At 45.5% G+C, this 15,400-nt stretch carries 14 protein-coding genes; 5 read left to right on the top strand and 9 right to left on the bottom strand.

Going from position 1 to position 15,400, the window contains the following annotated elements; genetic code table 11:
- Positions 1 to 76 precede the first annotated feature (76 nt).
- The 3 genes from AC6I8Y_RS16800 (at position 77) to secF (ending at position 3,407) form a co-directional block, all read left to right on the top strand.
- Positions 77 to 574, top strand: coding sequence for a hypothetical protein (locus tag AC6I8Y_RS16800; RefSeq protein ID WP_498022303.1), 498 nt, complete (start codon positions 77 to 79; stop codon positions 572 to 574).
- A gap of 104 nt (positions 575 to 678) precedes the next feature.
- A complete protein-coding gene (gene secD / locus AC6I8Y_RS16805; protein ID WP_498022305.1) occupies positions 679 to 2,502 on the top strand; it encodes a protein translocase subunit SecD in 1,824 nt (607 codons plus the stop codon).
- Between the two features lie 2 nt (positions 2,503 to 2,504).
- Entirely contained in the window at positions 2,505 to 3,407 is a 903-nt protein-coding gene (gene secF, locus AC6I8Y_RS16810) for a protein translocase subunit SecF (protein WP_498022307.1), read from the top strand.
- 23 nt (positions 3,408 to 3,430) lie between these two features.
- Here the strand turns inward: secF and AC6I8Y_RS16815 are convergent, their stop codons facing one another.
- The 8 genes from AC6I8Y_RS16815 to napF all read right to left on the bottom strand — a co-directional run bounded on the left by AC6I8Y_RS16815 (position 3,431) and on the right by napF (position 11,341).
- Positions 3,431 to 6,079, bottom strand: coding sequence for an HD domain-containing phosphohydrolase (locus AC6I8Y_RS16815; RefSeq protein WP_498022308.1), 2,649 nt, complete (start codon positions 6,077 to 6,079; stop codon positions 3,431 to 3,433).
- Between the two features lie 7 nt (positions 6,080 to 6,086).
- The gene (locus tag AC6I8Y_RS16820) at positions 6,087 to 6,497 is read right to left on the bottom strand and encodes a hypothetical protein (RefSeq protein ID WP_498022310.1); all 411 of its coding nucleotides are present in this window, start codon (positions 6,495 to 6,497) and stop codon (positions 6,087 to 6,089) included.
- A gap of 238 nt (positions 6,498 to 6,735) precedes the next feature.
- Entirely contained in the window at positions 6,736 to 6,870 is a 135-nt protein-coding gene (locus AC6I8Y_RS16825) for a TIGR02808 family protein (RefSeq protein ID WP_081935794.1), read from the bottom strand.
- 11 nt (positions 6,871 to 6,881) lie between these two features.
- On the bottom strand, positions 6,882 to 7,460 hold the full coding sequence (locus AC6I8Y_RS16830; protein WP_394150353.1) for a NapC/NirT family cytochrome c: 579 nt from the start codon (positions 7,458 to 7,460) through the stop codon (positions 6,882 to 6,884).
- Between the two features lie 26 nt (positions 7,461 to 7,486).
- Positions 7,487 to 7,948 (bottom strand): nitrate reductase cytochrome c-type subunit, encoded by a 462-nt coding sequence (locus AC6I8Y_RS16835; RefSeq protein WP_042495465.1) that lies wholly within the window; start codon positions 7,946 to 7,948, stop codon positions 7,487 to 7,489.
- Positions 7,949 to 8,033: 85 nt separating this feature from the next.
- A complete protein-coding gene (gene napA / locus AC6I8Y_RS16840) occupies positions 8,034 to 10,523 on the bottom strand; it encodes a periplasmic nitrate reductase subunit alpha (protein ID WP_498022312.1) in 2,490 nt (829 codons plus the stop codon).
- Positions 10,520 to 10,825, bottom strand: coding sequence for a chaperone NapD (locus tag AC6I8Y_RS16845; protein ID WP_042471229.1), 306 nt, complete (start codon positions 10,823 to 10,825; stop codon positions 10,520 to 10,522). Before AC6I8Y_RS16845 ends, napA begins: the two co-directional genes overlap by 4 nt.
- Positions 10,826 to 10,861: 36 nt before the next feature.
- Positions 10,862 to 11,341, bottom strand: coding sequence for a ferredoxin-type protein NapF (gene napF / locus AC6I8Y_RS16850; protein WP_394150357.1), 480 nt, complete (start codon positions 11,339 to 11,341; stop codon positions 10,862 to 10,864).
- A 240-nt stretch (positions 11,342 to 11,581) separates the two neighbouring features.
- On the opposite strand from napF, the gene narQ reads away from it, so the two are divergent.
- Entirely contained in the window at positions 11,582 to 13,309 is a 1,728-nt protein-coding gene (gene narQ, locus AC6I8Y_RS16855) for a nitrate/nitrite two-component system sensor histidine kinase NarQ (protein ID WP_394150510.1), read from the top strand.
- Positions 13,296 to 13,928 carry a response regulator gene (locus tag AC6I8Y_RS16860; RefSeq protein WP_128650294.1) on the top strand — a complete coding sequence of 211 codons (633 nt, stop codon included), beginning with the start codon at positions 13,296 to 13,298 and terminating at the stop codon, positions 13,926 to 13,928. The genes narQ and AC6I8Y_RS16860 overlap by 14 nt, the downstream gene beginning before the upstream one ends.
- Positions 13,929 to 14,326: 398 nt before the next feature.
- Here the strand turns inward: AC6I8Y_RS16860 and AC6I8Y_RS16865 are convergent, their stop codons facing one another.
- Entirely contained in the window at positions 14,327 to 15,274 is a 948-nt protein-coding gene (locus AC6I8Y_RS16865) for a DUF1989 domain-containing protein (RefSeq protein ID WP_498022313.1), read from the bottom strand.
- Between the last annotated feature and the right edge of the window lie 126 nt (positions 15,275 to 15,400).

Consider the following 15,400-nt stretch of genomic DNA (forward strand, 5'->3'; position numbering starts at 1 on the left):
TTTTAGCTTTTTTTATTTGTCTTTGAAGAAGTATGGGAACATAATGCAGATCTTCAACTAATATTGGTTTTTCCTTTTGAGTCAGTTCGGTTTGTCGTTTTTTCTATCTTTGATTGTCGCGTTTTTCGCGCCAATGGGAATGGCTGCGTCTGATATAAAGGATACTAGGCTTAATACAGCGGGAACAACGTGGCAATCGTCGTCATATAATCATTTCCTAGCCATATCGCATGAACCTTCATCTCGGCTTGCAAACAGGCTAAACCAGCGCCAGTCAACACCGAATAAACCAACTCGACCAACCTCGAACTCTTTTGGTGAGCATGATGCTCAAGGTATTCTGTCATCTTGGCGATGGATTGGTGGCGGCCATGAATCTCGAGAGCAAGAAACACCGCACTACACACAAGTTGCTGACTTTGGTGCCCCTTGCTACTTAGAGCAATTCGCTGTCAATGGGACGACTCGACTACTCACACCTTTTTATTTCCGTTATGCATCGTCGCAGCACCGACTTAGTAGCTGGAAAGACGGAAATACCCTCTACGTCTACTTAAACTCACTCTACGCATAATCTCCATTATCTGAATAAAACGTTCATGCTCGCGCACAATTTGTCGCGGGAGCTTTGAGCTTGGTTCTATTTTATTTTCAGTCTCTTGAGGCTGAGGAAACATTATGCGTACAAAAAAACAATCTAGAGCAGTGCTAAACCATTATTCCACTTGGAAGTATCTGGTTTTAATCGTTACTTGTGTCATGTTGGCACTGAGTGCCATGCCTTCATGGTTTGGCGAGAAACCTGCTATTGAAATCAAATTGAGTCAAACCAACGACCACTTAAATAGCCCATTTAAACTTAGCTCTCTACTTGAAGGGCAGGGTGTAGATTCTAAGTCTATTAAGCTTGAAAACAACGTGGCTCAGCTCGTCTTTGACAATGAAGTTGACCAAACCAAGGCTCGAAACGTACTGGGTGAGTGGGTTGGTAAAGATGACACCATGTCTTATTCCTATACCTCCGTGGCCCCTCAGTGGTTGCAGTCGATGGGCTTTACGCCAATAAAGCTTGGTCTTGACTTGCGTGGAGGGGTGCAATTCTTACTCAATGTCGATGTTGATCAGGCGGTCTCAGAGCAGCGTGATGCTGTTATTGATGAAATTAAAACTGAGCTACGTAAAGAACGAGTTTTTGGTGTCACTGTTAGAGCCGACCAGCACACGGGCATTCTCGTGACATCTAACGAAAAAGGGAGTGAGATTGCCGTTCGTAAGTTCATCAATGCAAATTACCCTGAATGGCAGGCAAAAGGCGAGGGTGACGCGCTTTCCATTTCAATGCGAGCGCAGTCGTACACAGAATTTGAAACGTTGACCATGCAGCAAAACCTTAAAATCATGCGTCAGCGCATTGAAGAGCTGGGTATTACCGAGGCATTGGTGCAGCGTCAAGGCAGTACAGGTATCCGAATTGAACTGCCGGGTGTTCAAGATCCATCGTTGGCCAAACGCGTCATTGGTGCGACGGCAAGCCTTGCGTTTCATGAAGTGAGCACATCATCAAATCCTATCTCGACATTAAAAATCAAAGATGACCAAGGAAAATTGGTCACGCTTGTGAAGAAGCCTGTGCTGACCGGTGAACACATCGTCAATGCTCGCGTTGGTTTTGACCAAATGCATCGCCCTGAAGTGGATATTTCTCTCGATCATGCTGGTGGTAAGAAGATGAGCGATTTCTCGGCGACTCATATTGGTAAACCGATGGCGACAGTGTATCGAGAATATGGTGTTAATGCGCGCGGCGAAACTGAGCGTAATGAGAAAGTCATTAGTGTCGCAACGATACAATCTCAGTTAGGAAGCCAGTTCCGAATTACAGGCTCTGGTGATCTCGAAGAGGCGCAGCAGTTGGCATTGTTGCTGCGAGCAGGTTCATTAACTGCACCTGTCACGATTGTTGAAGAACGCACTATTGGCGCCTCTATAGGTGCTGAGAACATTCAAAATGGCTTTGCTGCACTAGCGCTGGGTTTAGGTCTTACTCTCACGTTTATGGCGCTTTGGTATCGCCGTTTAGGCTGGGTTGCTAACGTCGCGTTAATACTAAACATGTCATGTCTATTAGGGCTGATTGCTCTCGTACCAGGGGCGGTATTGACGCTACCTGGCATTGCCGGTTTGGTATTAACAGTGGGCATGGCAGTGGATACCAACGTGCTCATCTTTGAACGCATCCGAGATAAGCTTGCTGAAGGCAGAAGTTTTGCACAGGCTATTGATCAAGGATTCAATTCGGCAGTTGCCACTATTCTTGATGCCAACATCACGACTATGATCACTGCCGTGATTCTCTATGCCATCGGTAATGGCCCTATTCAGGGTTTTGCACTAACACTAGGGCTTGGTCTGCTAACCAGTATGTTTACAGGGATCTTTGCATCCCGCGCAATCATTAACTTAATTTGGGGGCGCGACACTCGTCGTGAGGTGAGGGTTTAAGCATGAAAGATTTCTTTAAGACTAATATTCGACGTATTCGTTATCTAACCAACGTGTTATCAATTGCATTAGTGGTTCTGTCTATCGCGGCCGTTGCTATGCGAGGGCTGAACTTTGGCCTAGATTTTACTGGCGGTGTTGTTTCCGAAGTACAACTTTCTAGCGCGACTACACAAAGTGAACTGCGAGATACATTAACGCCAGTGCTAGGTGAGGGCATCTCTGTAACTAAGTCTGGAGAAGAGGGGCGTTGGACGATTCGCTATGCGGCAGATCAAGGTGCGGAGAAGCACAACGCATTTAAACAAGCTCTAGCCGATGCCTATCCAAGCTCAAACATCGTAAGTGACAGCATAGTAGGAGCACAGGTGGGCCAAGAGCTTTATGACCAAGGTGGTCTAGCGTTACTGGTATGTTTGCTCTGTATTTTAGGCTATCTAAGCTTTCGGTTTGAATGGCGTTTGGCAAGTGGTGCACTGGCCGCGTTACTTCATGATGTCGTGCTGGTTTTGGGCTTTTTTGCCTTAACGCAAATGGAGTTCAACCTAACCGTATTTGCGGCGATATTGGCGATTTTGGGTTACTCCTTAAATGACTCGATCATTATTGCAGACCGTATTCGTGAGATTCTAAAACTTAAGCCAAACGAGAGAACGGCTGATGTCAGTGACCAAGCTGTCATTGCTACATTTGCCAGAACTATGGTGACATCGGGCACGACATTGATAACGGTCGGAGCGCTTTGGTTACTGGGAGGTGATGCATTGCAAGGGTTTGCGACGGCAATGTTTATCGGCATCTTCTCAGGTACGTGGTCATCCATTTCGATGGGTACGGTGATCCCTGAGTGGCTGCACCTAGAAGGAAAACACTATCTTCCAGTCGAGATAGACACCGCCCCTTAACGCTCAATTAGCCAATACCTCAATTAGAGGTATTGGCTTTCATCAACTTCATCGATTTGCTCTTCAGATAGAAATCGCTCCGCATACTTAAGATAGATTTTATTGCGAATAAACAATCGGAATACCTCTATATCCACGTGCTCATCTAGCGCCATTTTATGAAGAATGTTCAATGATTGGCTTATCGTCTTCGCTTTTTTGTATGGTCGATCTCCAGCGGTTAATGCTTCAAATATATCGGCGACAGCGAGAACGCGTTCGGGGATAGAGAGTTCCTCTCCTTTAAGCTTTCTTGGATAACCGGTGCCTTTCATTGTCTCGTGGTGCGTGGTAGCAATGCGAGGCACATTTTGAAGGTAGTCTGGGAAAGGAATGCTATCTAGCATCTTGATCCCAGTAATCATATGTTCATTAATCTTGTAACGCTCTTCAGGTGTGAGCGTCCCCCGAGAAATCGACAAGTTGTGCAGCTCGCCTAGATTATATTGATGCTCGGGTACATCGACTTTAATCCCAAGCTCTGGTGGGAATGTCACCTCAGCTGTGCGTTTGATGACATGCTGGACTTTGTCACTGAGCAATGTTTCAGTGGTCGGCAATGTAGGTCGCTCTTTAGGCATGCGGAGTTCTTCAACTGGGGATAACCCTAATCGGTCATCAAAGTGCCTTACCCAAGTCTGGCTACCAATGTCATTCAGTTTTTGTTTGTCTTCATCACTTAAGAACTCGCCGCCGACGTTGGTTTTTGCGACAAAATCAAATTGAGCCATTAGCTCTTTTTTACGAACGTCGAGTTGAGCCATGAGTGGCCCAATGCTCTCGGGTTCATTAAGCTGCTGCTTTAACACCTCGATTTCTGCGTCACGCCACAATACTTCAAAACGCATTCTGATTTCATTAATCCGGTTGTAATTAGTTTCTAGCTTGGTGCCTTTATCAACCACGTACTCGGGTGTTGTGATTTTTCCGCAGTCGTGAAGCCAAGCGGCGATTCTGAACTCTCTGCGTTGATCGTCGTTTTCAAATCGGAACGCTCTGAAAGCCTTAGATTTGTCCTGTTCAGCTGCTTGAACCAACATGAGAGCGAGCTCTGGCACACGCAGACAGTGCGCTCCTGTGTATGGAGACTTATCATCGATGGCTTTCGCGACCAATTGGATAACCGACTCAATAAACTCATCTTGAGAGCGTTGGAATTGCTCGAGTGACTGTGCCATATCGTAGATGGAAGTTGAGAGTTGGTTTAGCTCGGAAATCGAGCTTTTATGGATGGTAACTTTGTTGTATTGCCTGTGTTTTATCTTTTTAGTCTCGATAACGAGGCGTTTGATAGGTGTGGAGAGCGGCGTACTCGCAAACCAGGCTATAGGTAGGACGATGATCAGTGTGCCTAATATCCACATAACGTTGACGGCAACGTAGCGATAAGCTTTTTCAAGAATTTTCTGTGTCGGGATTGAGATAATTAAATATTCATTTGGTTCACTGCTTACTTTATCAAGATAAATGAAGTGCGGAATACCTTCTATAGTGGCCTGACTAATAGTGCCAAAGTACTTTGGCTGTGAGAGTTTATCGAGGATATTTTGGTTTGCGAAGTGACCATAACTTTCGCTTGACGTCTCAAACCACTTAGCTTTAAGCCGTGCTACCACTCCGGTTTCCTCTAAGTGTGTAAGGCTCTTATTGATGAGGGCAACATAGGGCTCTAGGTCTTTTTTTGCTAGATAGGTAAAGCGATTGGGCAATAGGCGATGTGGCTCTAAAACCTGCAGCGATATACCTTGGTGTTTGATACGGTCGACTTTAGTTTGTAATACTTCGGCGATATCCAATACAGCTGAGATACGCTGTGAGGTGAGATCTTTGAATGCCTCTTCGTAGGAATCATAGTAATAAATGGTGAGGTCTGGATAAGCCTCTTGTATCGCGTCCATGATGCTCCAACCAGCAATTGCACCGATATATCTTTCACCAAGATTATCTAAGCTCGATATCTTTGCTTCATCGGAGCGTGTAGCGAGTGCGTAGTCGACAGTGTAGAGGGTGTCTCCCTCTAACTGTTCGTTTGCGAGATCACTCCCCTCAGCCACAGACTGCAAAATGTCGACTTTTCCTAGTTGATAGTCTTCGACGAGTTCCTCCCACGTTCTGCCATTCACAAACTGAAACTGAAGTCCTGTTGCATCAGAGATGAGAGTAAAGAGATCGGCGGTTAAACCGTATGGTTCACCTGCAATCGTAAAGTCTAAGGGTTCCCAGTCGGATTGATTGGAGAGCTGGAGAGGAGGTGAATCGACAACCAGAGTAATTTCGTCATCCGTGAGTGGCATTGCTGTCACTTGGGGTAAACCACGGCTTTTGGAGTCGTAGGAGCTAGCTGCGATCATTTTACCGTTTGATTCAACCACGTAGACATTTGACTCTTGAAGCAGATCGATGTGATCTAAACTGTCTTCAAACCGGCCGCCAAGTGACGCCAAAGAGATATCGACACCAATCACTGCATCGCGCTCAGGGAGTCTGATGGAATACGTTTGTCCCGGCACACGCAGATTGTGAAACAGGTAAGGCGCTGTTTTGTGTACCGTATTTGCATTGCTCTGAGCTTGCGAATACCAGTTACGTTGAGTGGGATAATAGTGACTGACTTCTACCGTTTCACGACTCACAGTCAAATCACTTAGGAAATATCTTGTCCTTTTTTAACCGCTCACCATCGACAGTGACATGAGCGACAACCATCCAAGTCTCATCGTCGAGTAAAGACAGTTGTTTCGCGATGTACTCTGGTTTCACATTGAAGAGCTGAAGGAAATCATCATTGTCGTAGCCAATATAGATGCTATGAAGAAACTCGTTACCCACAAATGCTGCCCCGAACAAGTCAATAAGCTCGGCCGGTGTCTTTCCTTTTGGGGTCGAGTTGAGTAAATAACCAAGTTGATATGCCGCTTGTTGGCCCACTCTATCGAATTGTTCAAGTCGATTAGAAACCACAGAAGAGACTAGTTGATAGGTTTCCAGAGTACTCTCGATCTCTCGCTCTTTAGTCAATGAGTAGATAACAGCAGCAGATATCAATGCCATTATTGTAATCGCTAGAGTGATTAAAAAGCGCGACGACACGTCGAATTGACAACTTCCGTATTGATCGTTTTTTAGTATCCATAGGTGGGGACTTCGTCCTATAGCAGCAAGCAAAATCTGACGCTCATTTATTCGTTAATTTATTGAGCTTATTGAATTTTAACTATAGACGAGAAACTTTACGTTAGAAAAAAAAGGCCTCGCAACGCTGCGAGGCCTCCCAGTTATCAGAAATAACTTACACTTCTTTATCTTTACCTAGTGATAGTAGCCAAAGTGATACCGCTGCTACACCGGCAAAACCAGACAGGATAATGACAGGCATAGCTGCGTAGCCAAGAACATGCCAAATAACCGACTCTAGTGTACTCATTTAGTGCTCCTTTATTGCCAGCCTTCCACGCCTTCCATATCAGGTAGGCGGTGTGCGATACCTTTGTGGCAGTCTACACAAGTTTTCTCACCCGATGCTAGGGCAGTTGAGTGTTGTTGAACGCTTCGTGGTCCCTGCTCAGAGAAGTCCATAAAGTCGAACTCATGACAGTTTCGGCATTCCAATGAATCGTTAGCTTTCAATCGAGCCCATTCGCGTTCTGCTAGGTGTCCACGACGAGCTTGGAACTTCTCTTCTGTACCGATAGTGTCGAGTACATAGTGAGCGAATAGTTCTTTCGATGCTTGAACCTTACGAATGATTTTATCCGTCCAATTATGTGGAACGTGACAATCAGAACAGATAGCACGAACACCTGAACGGTTTGACCAGTGAATGGTTTCCTGGATTTCCGCTACGATAGGAGCATGACAGCCCGAGCAAAACTCCTCGGTGTTGGTCATTTCCATACCCGTGTTAAACGCACCCCAAAACAAAAGTCCTCCAGAGAAGCCTAGGAACAGGACAACACCTGCCGCGACTTTACTTGGTGACTTAAGACGTTTCCAAAACGCTTTTAGAATTTTCATAGATAGCCTCTCTCTACTTCAATTGGCTATTCAGTACGCAATGAATCAACGCGCTCGAAGTCGTTGCCAACCAATGGTTGAGCGTCAACTTGAGGTACGTGGCACTGAAGACAGAAGTAGCGACGAGGGGACATATCAGCCAACACAGCATCTTCACGGTTCATGTAGTGAGTCACACTGATTTTGGTTGCACCTGCTTCTTTCGCATTTTTCCAGCTATGGCATGCCAAGCACTTGTTCGCGTTAAGCGATACTTCATAGTTACGAATTTGGTGAGGGATCAGTGGAGGCTGATACACATATGAACTCTCTACCAGTTGGTCTTTAGGTGTGTGTTTGAAGTCATCCGCAGGACGAGTATCTTCAAGGTTAGTACTACCACGGAGTGAATCTAGACCACCAGTTCCACCCGGGTTATTCAATTCTGCTTGTGCTACGCCAGCGATAAGTGCACCAACAGAGAGAATAGCAACAATCAATTTTTTCATTTTTGTTTCTCCGCCTTAAGGCAAGTTCTTCGAGGGGCTACTCTAAAAACTCTTGAGAGTAGCCACGTTCCAATTTCGCTCTCGCTTAAGCCACTTTCGTGATCTTAACAGGGCACTTCTTGAAGTCTGTCTGTTTGGACAGAGGATCGGTCGCATCGAGAATCAGTTTGTTGATTAGGATACGAGCATCGAAGAATGGTACGAATACCAGACCTTGAGGTGGACGGTTACGACCGCGTGTTTCAACACGTACGCGCACTTCACCGCGTTTGTTAGCAATGAGGACCTCTTCACCGCGACGAATACCGCGCGACTTGGCGTCTTCAGGGTGCATATAACATACCGCGTCAGGCACTGCTTTATACAGTTCAGGAACACGACGGGTCATAGTACCTGTGTGCCAATGCTCAAGAACACGGCCGGTACATAGCCACAAGTCAAACTCGTCATTTGGTACTTCTGGTGGCGCTTCATATGGTGCTGAAATGATCCAAGCTTTGCCGTCTGGTTTACCGTAGAAGTCCCAGCCAGAGCCTGCTTTCGCATATGGATCTGAGCCTTCTTTGTAGCGCCAAAGCGTCTCTTTACCATCAACAACTGGCCAACGTAGACCACGGGTTTGATGATAAACATCGTACGGAGCTAAATCGTGACCATGTCCGCGACCAAACGCGGCATACTCTTCGAACAGACCTTTTTGAACGTAGTAACCGAAGTGGTGTGCGTCATCGTTGAGTTCACGTGCTTCTTCGATTGGATACTTGTCGACTTGACCGTTCTTGAACAACATGTCGTACATGGTTTTGCCACGGTATTCTGGTGCTTTCGCTAGAAGCTCTTCTGGCCAAACATCTTCCATCTTGAAGCGCTTAGAGAACTCCATAACTTGCCACAAGTCAGACTTAGCTTCGCCCACAGTTTCAACTTGTTGATACCAAGCTTGGGTACGACGCTCAGCGTTACCGTATGCACCTTCTTTTTCGATCCACATAGCGGTTGGCAGAACAAGGTCAGCAGCTTGTGCTGTTGCAGTTGGGTATGGGTCTGAAACAACGATAAAGTTCTCTGGGTTACGGTAACCAGGTAGACGCTCTTCGTTGATGTTAGGACCAGCTTGCATGTTGTTGTTACATTGCACCCAGTAGCAGTTGAGTACGCCGTCTTTCAACATACGGTCTTGCAGAACTGCGTGGAAACCAGGTTTTGGTGGAATGGTACCTTCAGGCAGTTTCCATTCTTTCTCGGCGATTGCACGGTGTTTAGGGTTCGCTACAACCATGTCTGCAGGTAGACGGTGAGCAAAAGTACCTACCTCACGAGCAGTACCACATGCTGATGGCTGACCTGTCAATGAGAATGGGCTGTTACCCGGAGTTGCAATCTTACCGGTCAGTAGGTGGATGTTGTAAACCAAGCCATTCATCCATACGCCACGAGTATGTTGGTTCATACCCATAGTCCAAAGAGACATCACTTTGGTGTTCGGATCCGCGTATTGCTTAGCAAGCTCAATCAGTTTTTCTTTCTCTACACCTGAAATTTCAGAAGCTTTTTCTACCGTGTAAGGCGCAACAGACTTTTTGTACTCTTCGAACGAAATATCGCTCATATTGCCAGAGTTAGGGTTAGCTGCGGCTTTTTGCAGTGGGTCGTCGTCGCGTAAACCGTAACCGATATCGGTATCAGCTTGCTTGAAGTTCGTGTGCTTGTTCACGAAGTCCCAGTTAACCGCATCGTTTTGAATGATGTAGTTAGCAATAAAGTTTGCGATCGCAAGGTCAGACTGTGGATTAAAGATGTAGCCATGGTCCGCAAGCTCAAATGAACGGTGGTAGTACGTAGATAGAACGTTAACGCGAACATGAGGGTGGCTTAGACGACGGTCAGTAATACGAGTCCATAATACTGGGTGCATCTCTGCCATGTTAGAACCCCAAAGCACAAATGCATCAGCGTTCTCGAAGTCATCGTAACAACCCATCGGCTCATCGATACCAAAGGCACGCATGAAGCCAACTACTGCAGACGCCATACAGTGACGTGCGTTCGGGTCGATGTTGTTTGAACGGAAGCCCGCTTTCATCATTTTCGCAGCAGCGTAGCCTTCCATAACGGTCCACTGGCCAGAGCCAAACATACCGATACTTGTTGGTCCTTTAGCTTTGAGAGATGCTTTCCATTTCTCCGCCATGATGTCGAACGCTTCGTCCCAAGAGATAGGCGTGAATTCACCATCTTTGTCGAACTTACCATCTTTCATGCGAAGAAGAGGCTGAGTTAGACGGTCGTTACCGTACATAACTTTAGACAGGAAGTAACCCTTGATACAGTTTAGACCTTTGTTTACTGGGGCTTCTGGGTCACCCTGGGTCGCAACAACTTTACCGTTTTGCGTCCCTACTAGTACAGAACAGCCTGTACCACAGAAACGACAAGGTGCTTTATCCCAGGTAATTTTTGTTTGGTCGGAGCTAGCAATCAGGTTGGTCGCTGATGCAGGAAGGGTAATACCCGCCACAGCTGCCGCTGATGCCGCTGCGTTCGCTTTCACGAACGCACGTCTTGTCATTTTCATACTTCACCCTCTAATTGGGAATGGTTACTTCCAGTGTTGTTTTCATCGTCGTCTAACCCGGACTCGATTTGGTGAAAAACCAAAGCACAGGTGAGGACATTAGGTAAGTTGTTGATAGCGTCGATAGTGTCAGTGACGAAACCTTGATTCTCGGTTTCAAGGACGACAACAATCTTGCCTTCCTCACTGTCCCCATAAATTTCCGCGTTATCGAATTTCTCGATTTCGCTTTTCACTTCCGCAAGGTGTTCAGCCTTGCAGTTAACTACCAAACTTGAGATATGCACTTCGTTTAGTGACATTAAACGGTCTTCTCTTTGTTATTTTTAATTCTGATTTTAAACATTGCTCACTGAGATAGAGGAAGTAGGACAAATAGAGACGCATGCTCCACATCCATTGCAGTCCGCTAGCTCCAATTGAGGTAACGCAACACCACCCGCGCGCAACTTGAAGGTAATCGCCATCGTTTCACAACTATCACCACAGCTTCGGCATTCAACATTGTTGTTTGCTAAGCAGGTGTCGGAGATTCCGGCTTTTGCGCTCCATGGTTCGGTGTCAGCACTATTAAATATAGGCTCTGGGCAGATTTCTGCACACTTGTAACAAAACGTACATTCGTCAATTGTGAAGTCGACCGAGGGGTATCCGCCATCCCCTTTTTGAATAATTCTCGTTTCGCAAACTTCTTCACATTTTCCGCAACGAGTACATAAGTCTGTAAACTGTTGTAAATTGTTAACCCAAGGGAGTTTGACTTGCGATGTGTCTATTTTTTTTCTCGTAAAAAAGCGACGTTTTGCGATATCTACCATTCACCACACCGATAAAAAAATGCGTTACTGAGAGTTTAGCGCATCTTTTCTGTTAACAATCCTTAATTTATAGTCATATAAATTGTAGTTTTGGACACATTTGTATAAATACCTCCAAGGAGGTAATTAAGGTGCAACCTTGTTTTGGATCAATAAATTACCGACAATAGAGAAGGATAGTGTAGCCACCAAGAGAGAGGTTGAAGTTGGACAAGTCTGAAACCTTGACGAGATGAATGGATCATGAGAAAACCGACTAAATCTGTAACGGGAACAATAGCTAAAGCTATGATTTTCATACTTTTGCTATCCGTGTTGACCACTAATTTCGCTATTTTGACACTTGCGTCTAGTTTGAATGACGCCGAAGCGGTTAATGTTTCAGGCTCTATGCGTATGCAGAGCTATCGTTTAGCGCATGATATGCAGGTTAACTCGCCGCTCTATTTTCTTCATGTGGAGCAATTTGAACGCTCTCTTTATTCCCCTTCAATGAAAGCGTTGCAGTCTTGGGATGTGCCAGAAGAAATCACCAATGATTACTACCAACTCATTATTCGTTGGCACGAACTTAAGGAAGTGCTAATTAGCGAAGAACGCGAGCAATATCTAATTTTGGTAGCGGATTTTGTAGACCGAATCGACCATTTTGTTCTTAAACTCCAAGAGCATTCAGAAAATAAACTTATTCGATTAGCTTGGGCTGGTGGTCTTGGGTTAGGTGGAATATTAATCGTGGCCGTTTATGTGGTGTTGTTTGTCCGCAAACAAATCGTTAGGCCGTTAGGACAGCTTATCTCTGCAAGTGAACAGATTCAAAATCGATCGTTTGACGTCAAGGTGGATGTTAACTCAGATAATGAGCTTGGGATCTTGGGCAAAGCCTTCAAGAATATGGCTGAGGACCTCGGTAAGCTCTATCGAGGGCTAGAAGGAGCAGTGAATGAAAAAACGCATAAGCTCCAACACGCGAATCAGTCACTTCAGGTGCTATACCAATCCTCACAAGAGCTGACCGCGACACGAATCTCACATGAAAATTTCAGAGCCATACTCAGCTACATCCATAGTGTTGAAGGAATTACCGCGGTCGAACTTCAAGTGACAGAAGTTGAAGGGTCGCCTTGGGTTGCTAGTGAAGGGAAGTTCAATGGTAATTCTGAGCGTATAAAGCAACTGCAGCTTGACGGCGAAGTTTTAGGCGAGCTTAGATATCAAATAGAGTTACCGTGTCCAGATGAAAAGCTCATTGATAACTTTGTGCAGATCTTGTCTCGAGCGGTCTACTACAACAAAACCCAACGTCAAACCGAGCAGTTAATTTTGATGGAAGAGAGGGCGACGATCGCTCGTGAACTTCACGATTCTCTCGCACAATCACTGTCTTATTTGAAGATACAGGTTACACTACTCAATCGCTCGCTTAATAAGGAAATAGATACTCTTGAGGGAAGCCGATCTCAAGGCGTACTAGACGATATTCGCGAAGGCTTAGATAATGCGTATATTCAGCTCCGTGAGTTATTAACGACGTTCAGGTTGTCGATAAAAGAGGGAACGTTTGGGGAAGCGCTCACTGAGATGCTGAACCAACTCGATGGGCAGACGAGCGCTACAATAAAATTGGACAATCAAATGTCGTCCCTTGAGTTAGGGGCTAACGAACAAGTCCATATTCTACAATTGATCCGAGAAGCTGTGCTTAATGCGATTAAGCACGCCAAAGCTTCCTTTATACAAGTTTCCTGCATTGAGGAAGACAACGCTGTTGTAACTGTTAAAATTAGTGATGATGGCGTAGGGTTTGACCAAACTATTGAAAAGTTAGACCACTATGGCATGAGTATTATGAAAGAACGTGCCACACGATTGAATGCTGAGTTCTCAATTACCTCTGCAGAGAATCAAGGTTGCGAAGTGCAATTCACGTTCCAAAGAACTAAGGAGCCACTAAGTGAGCGAATGTAAAGTCATGTTAGTCGATGACCACCCTTTAATGAGGCGTGGTATAGGACAGTTACTCAGCTTTGAAGACGATTTCGAGATCGTGGCGGAAGCGAGTAATGGGTCAGACGCCGTAGCATTGGCAAAAGAAACCGAGCCAGATTTGGTGCTTCTTGACCTCAACATGAAAGGAATGTCTGGTTTAGACACGCTTAAAGCGCTTCGAGAGGATGACTTCCAAGGTCACATAGTGATTTTAACCGTGTCTGATATCCCTGCTGATATCGATGCACTTGTTAAGGCTGGTGCGGACGGTTATCTGCTCAAGGACACTGAGCCTGATGAAATCGTTGATTTGCTTCTCGGACTTTCCTCAGGCAACAAGGCGTTCAGCGGAGCGATTAAAACGTACCTTCACGAAAGAGCCAACGCGACAGATGTGTTCACCACACTCACTGAACGTGAGATGCAGATCTTACAAGAAGTAGCGAAAGGCTTTCGAAACAAGCAAATTGCCGACCGACTGTTTATCTCTGAATCGACAGTTAAAGTGCACATGAAGAGCTTGTTAAGAAAGCTGCAAGTGCCTTCGCGTACTGCTGCGACGATCCTTTACTTAGAACGATTCGGTGAAATAAAGTAGTAAGTAGAGCAAGATAGAAATATGAGCCCAGCTCGAAAGTGTTGGGCTTTTTTTGTGCCCGATGGTTGCTCTATTTGTGATGATAGTGAAGTGGTTAGTTGAAGAGAGTAATCGGAACAGGTGGCCGCCTGTTCCGATTGAGGCAAGAATTCACATCTTCGAGGTAATCAATATGAACATTTCATGCGGGATTTATAGTACTGAAATTTATTATGGCCGTCTAACACTGGGGCGATATAAACTCTGCGCAATAATAGGATAAGTAGATATGTTCTTTCGAGTAATCGGGTAGGTGTGGTGAGCGCGGAGAAAAGTATCAAGCGTTACTTTTTGGTGAGAAACAAAAAAACGCTAAAAGCAAAAGCCCCTTTAGGAGGGGCTAATGGGTTGAAACTAAGTTATTTTGCGCTGGTGTCTTTTGACATGATTCTATCCCAAACCTGCTTTTCCCAGCCTTGGTTGTTCATCCCAGGGTGTTCTGGCTTAATGCCAGTATCGAATACCGATACGTAGACAGGATTCGGTCGAGCCTCGGGAAACGGCAGTTGCTGATCCGCATAAGGACAATTTGATACGACGAAGTATTGATCCTTCTCAGCATAGAATTCTACACCCACACCGTCGTCAACGGCCGGCGCTGGTGCTAACACGCAGCGAGTGATATCTCCGTCCATTTGGGTAAATCGGTTGGGCTGGAAGATATTGACGTCGTTTCGGTTCGCATGAAAAACAGCCACCTCTCTGCGTTTTTCGTCATCTTCGATGTTAGCAATCGCTGGTACACGTAGAAATCCATGAAGGAAGTTCTCGTTGCATGAGTTTACGTTGCCTTCCTCACCATAAAGCATCGTGAGCCAATCAGCATTACAGTGCGCAGCGTAGAAGATATGCGTAAACCCTTCTTCGAGTTTTTCATATGGGAACTCATCTTCAACGAGTGTAGCCATTTTTTCCATCTTATGACGCTGAGACCAGACGCCAGAGTTTACTCTTAAGTTCAAGCCCTCTAATGCTGAGGTGTTGAGGTGATCCGCCCATTGTTCTAGGTCTGGGGTTATCATTTGTACGTCGATTATTTGTGTACGACCATTGTGCAGACTTGGGCGCTGCTCGAATCGAATTACTTGACCTGCTTTGACGAAGAACGCATTGCCAGTATGAGCTTCTAAGATATCATCGTAGACATGTTGTCGAGTATTATCTTCTTTCGTTGCTCTAACAGCGTCATAAAACGCCATATCCGGCGATGCCATACGCTCGTAGGTCTTTGCTGGATCGCAGTCCTCGTTGTAGGTTGTATCGATTTGTGCGTTTACTTGAGCTTCTGCAATTTTAATGTCAGTCATATTGATTACCTATTTGGTCGCATCCTTGATTAAAACAATGACCCGTGTCCAACTGTGGGCGTGCAGCTAGTATCAAGCTTCTACAAGATAATCACAAAATAGGAGTTCTTTACGAGGGTTAATACT

Source organism: Vibrio sp. KUL78, assembly GCF_059725505.1.

What these genes read in the sequence shown, in the direction of transcription:
- secD (WP_498022305.1), top strand. Translation starts at nt 679, where the DNA reads ATGCGTACAAAAAAACAATCTAGAGCAGTGCTAAACCATTATTCCACT.
- secF (WP_498022307.1), top strand. Translation starts at nt 2,505, where the DNA reads ATGAAAGATTTCTTTAAGACTAATATTCGACGTATTCGTTATCTAACC.
- AC6I8Y_RS16820 (WP_498022310.1), bottom strand. Translation starts at nt 6,497, where the DNA reads ATGGCATTGATATCTGCTGCTGTTATCTACTCATTGACTAAAGAGCGA.
- AC6I8Y_RS16825 (WP_081935794.1), bottom strand. Translation starts at nt 6,870, where the DNA reads ATGAGTACACTAGAGTCGGTTATTTGGCATGTTCTTGGCTACGCAGCT.
- AC6I8Y_RS16830 (WP_394150353.1), bottom strand. Translation starts at nt 7,460, where the DNA reads ATGAAAATTCTAAAAGCGTTTTGGAAACGTCTTAAGTCACCAAGTAAA.
- AC6I8Y_RS16835 (WP_042495465.1), bottom strand. Translation starts at nt 7,948, where the DNA reads ATGAAAAAATTGATTGTTGCTATTCTCTCTGTTGGTGCACTTATCGCT.
- napA (WP_498022312.1), bottom strand. Translation starts at nt 10,523, where the DNA reads ATGAAAATGACAAGACGTGCGTTCGTGAAAGCGAACGCAGCGGCATCA.
- AC6I8Y_RS16845 (WP_042471229.1), bottom strand. Translation starts at nt 10,825, where the DNA reads ATGTCACTAAACGAAGTGCATATCTCAAGTTTGGTAGTTAACTGCAAG.
- napF (WP_394150357.1), bottom strand. Translation starts at nt 11,341, where the DNA reads ATGGTAGATATCGCAAAACGTCGCTTTTTTACGAGAAAAAAAATAGAC.
- AC6I8Y_RS16865 (WP_498022313.1), bottom strand. Translation starts at nt 15,274, where the DNA reads ATGACTGACATTAAAATTGCAGAAGCTCAAGTAAACGCACAAATCGAT.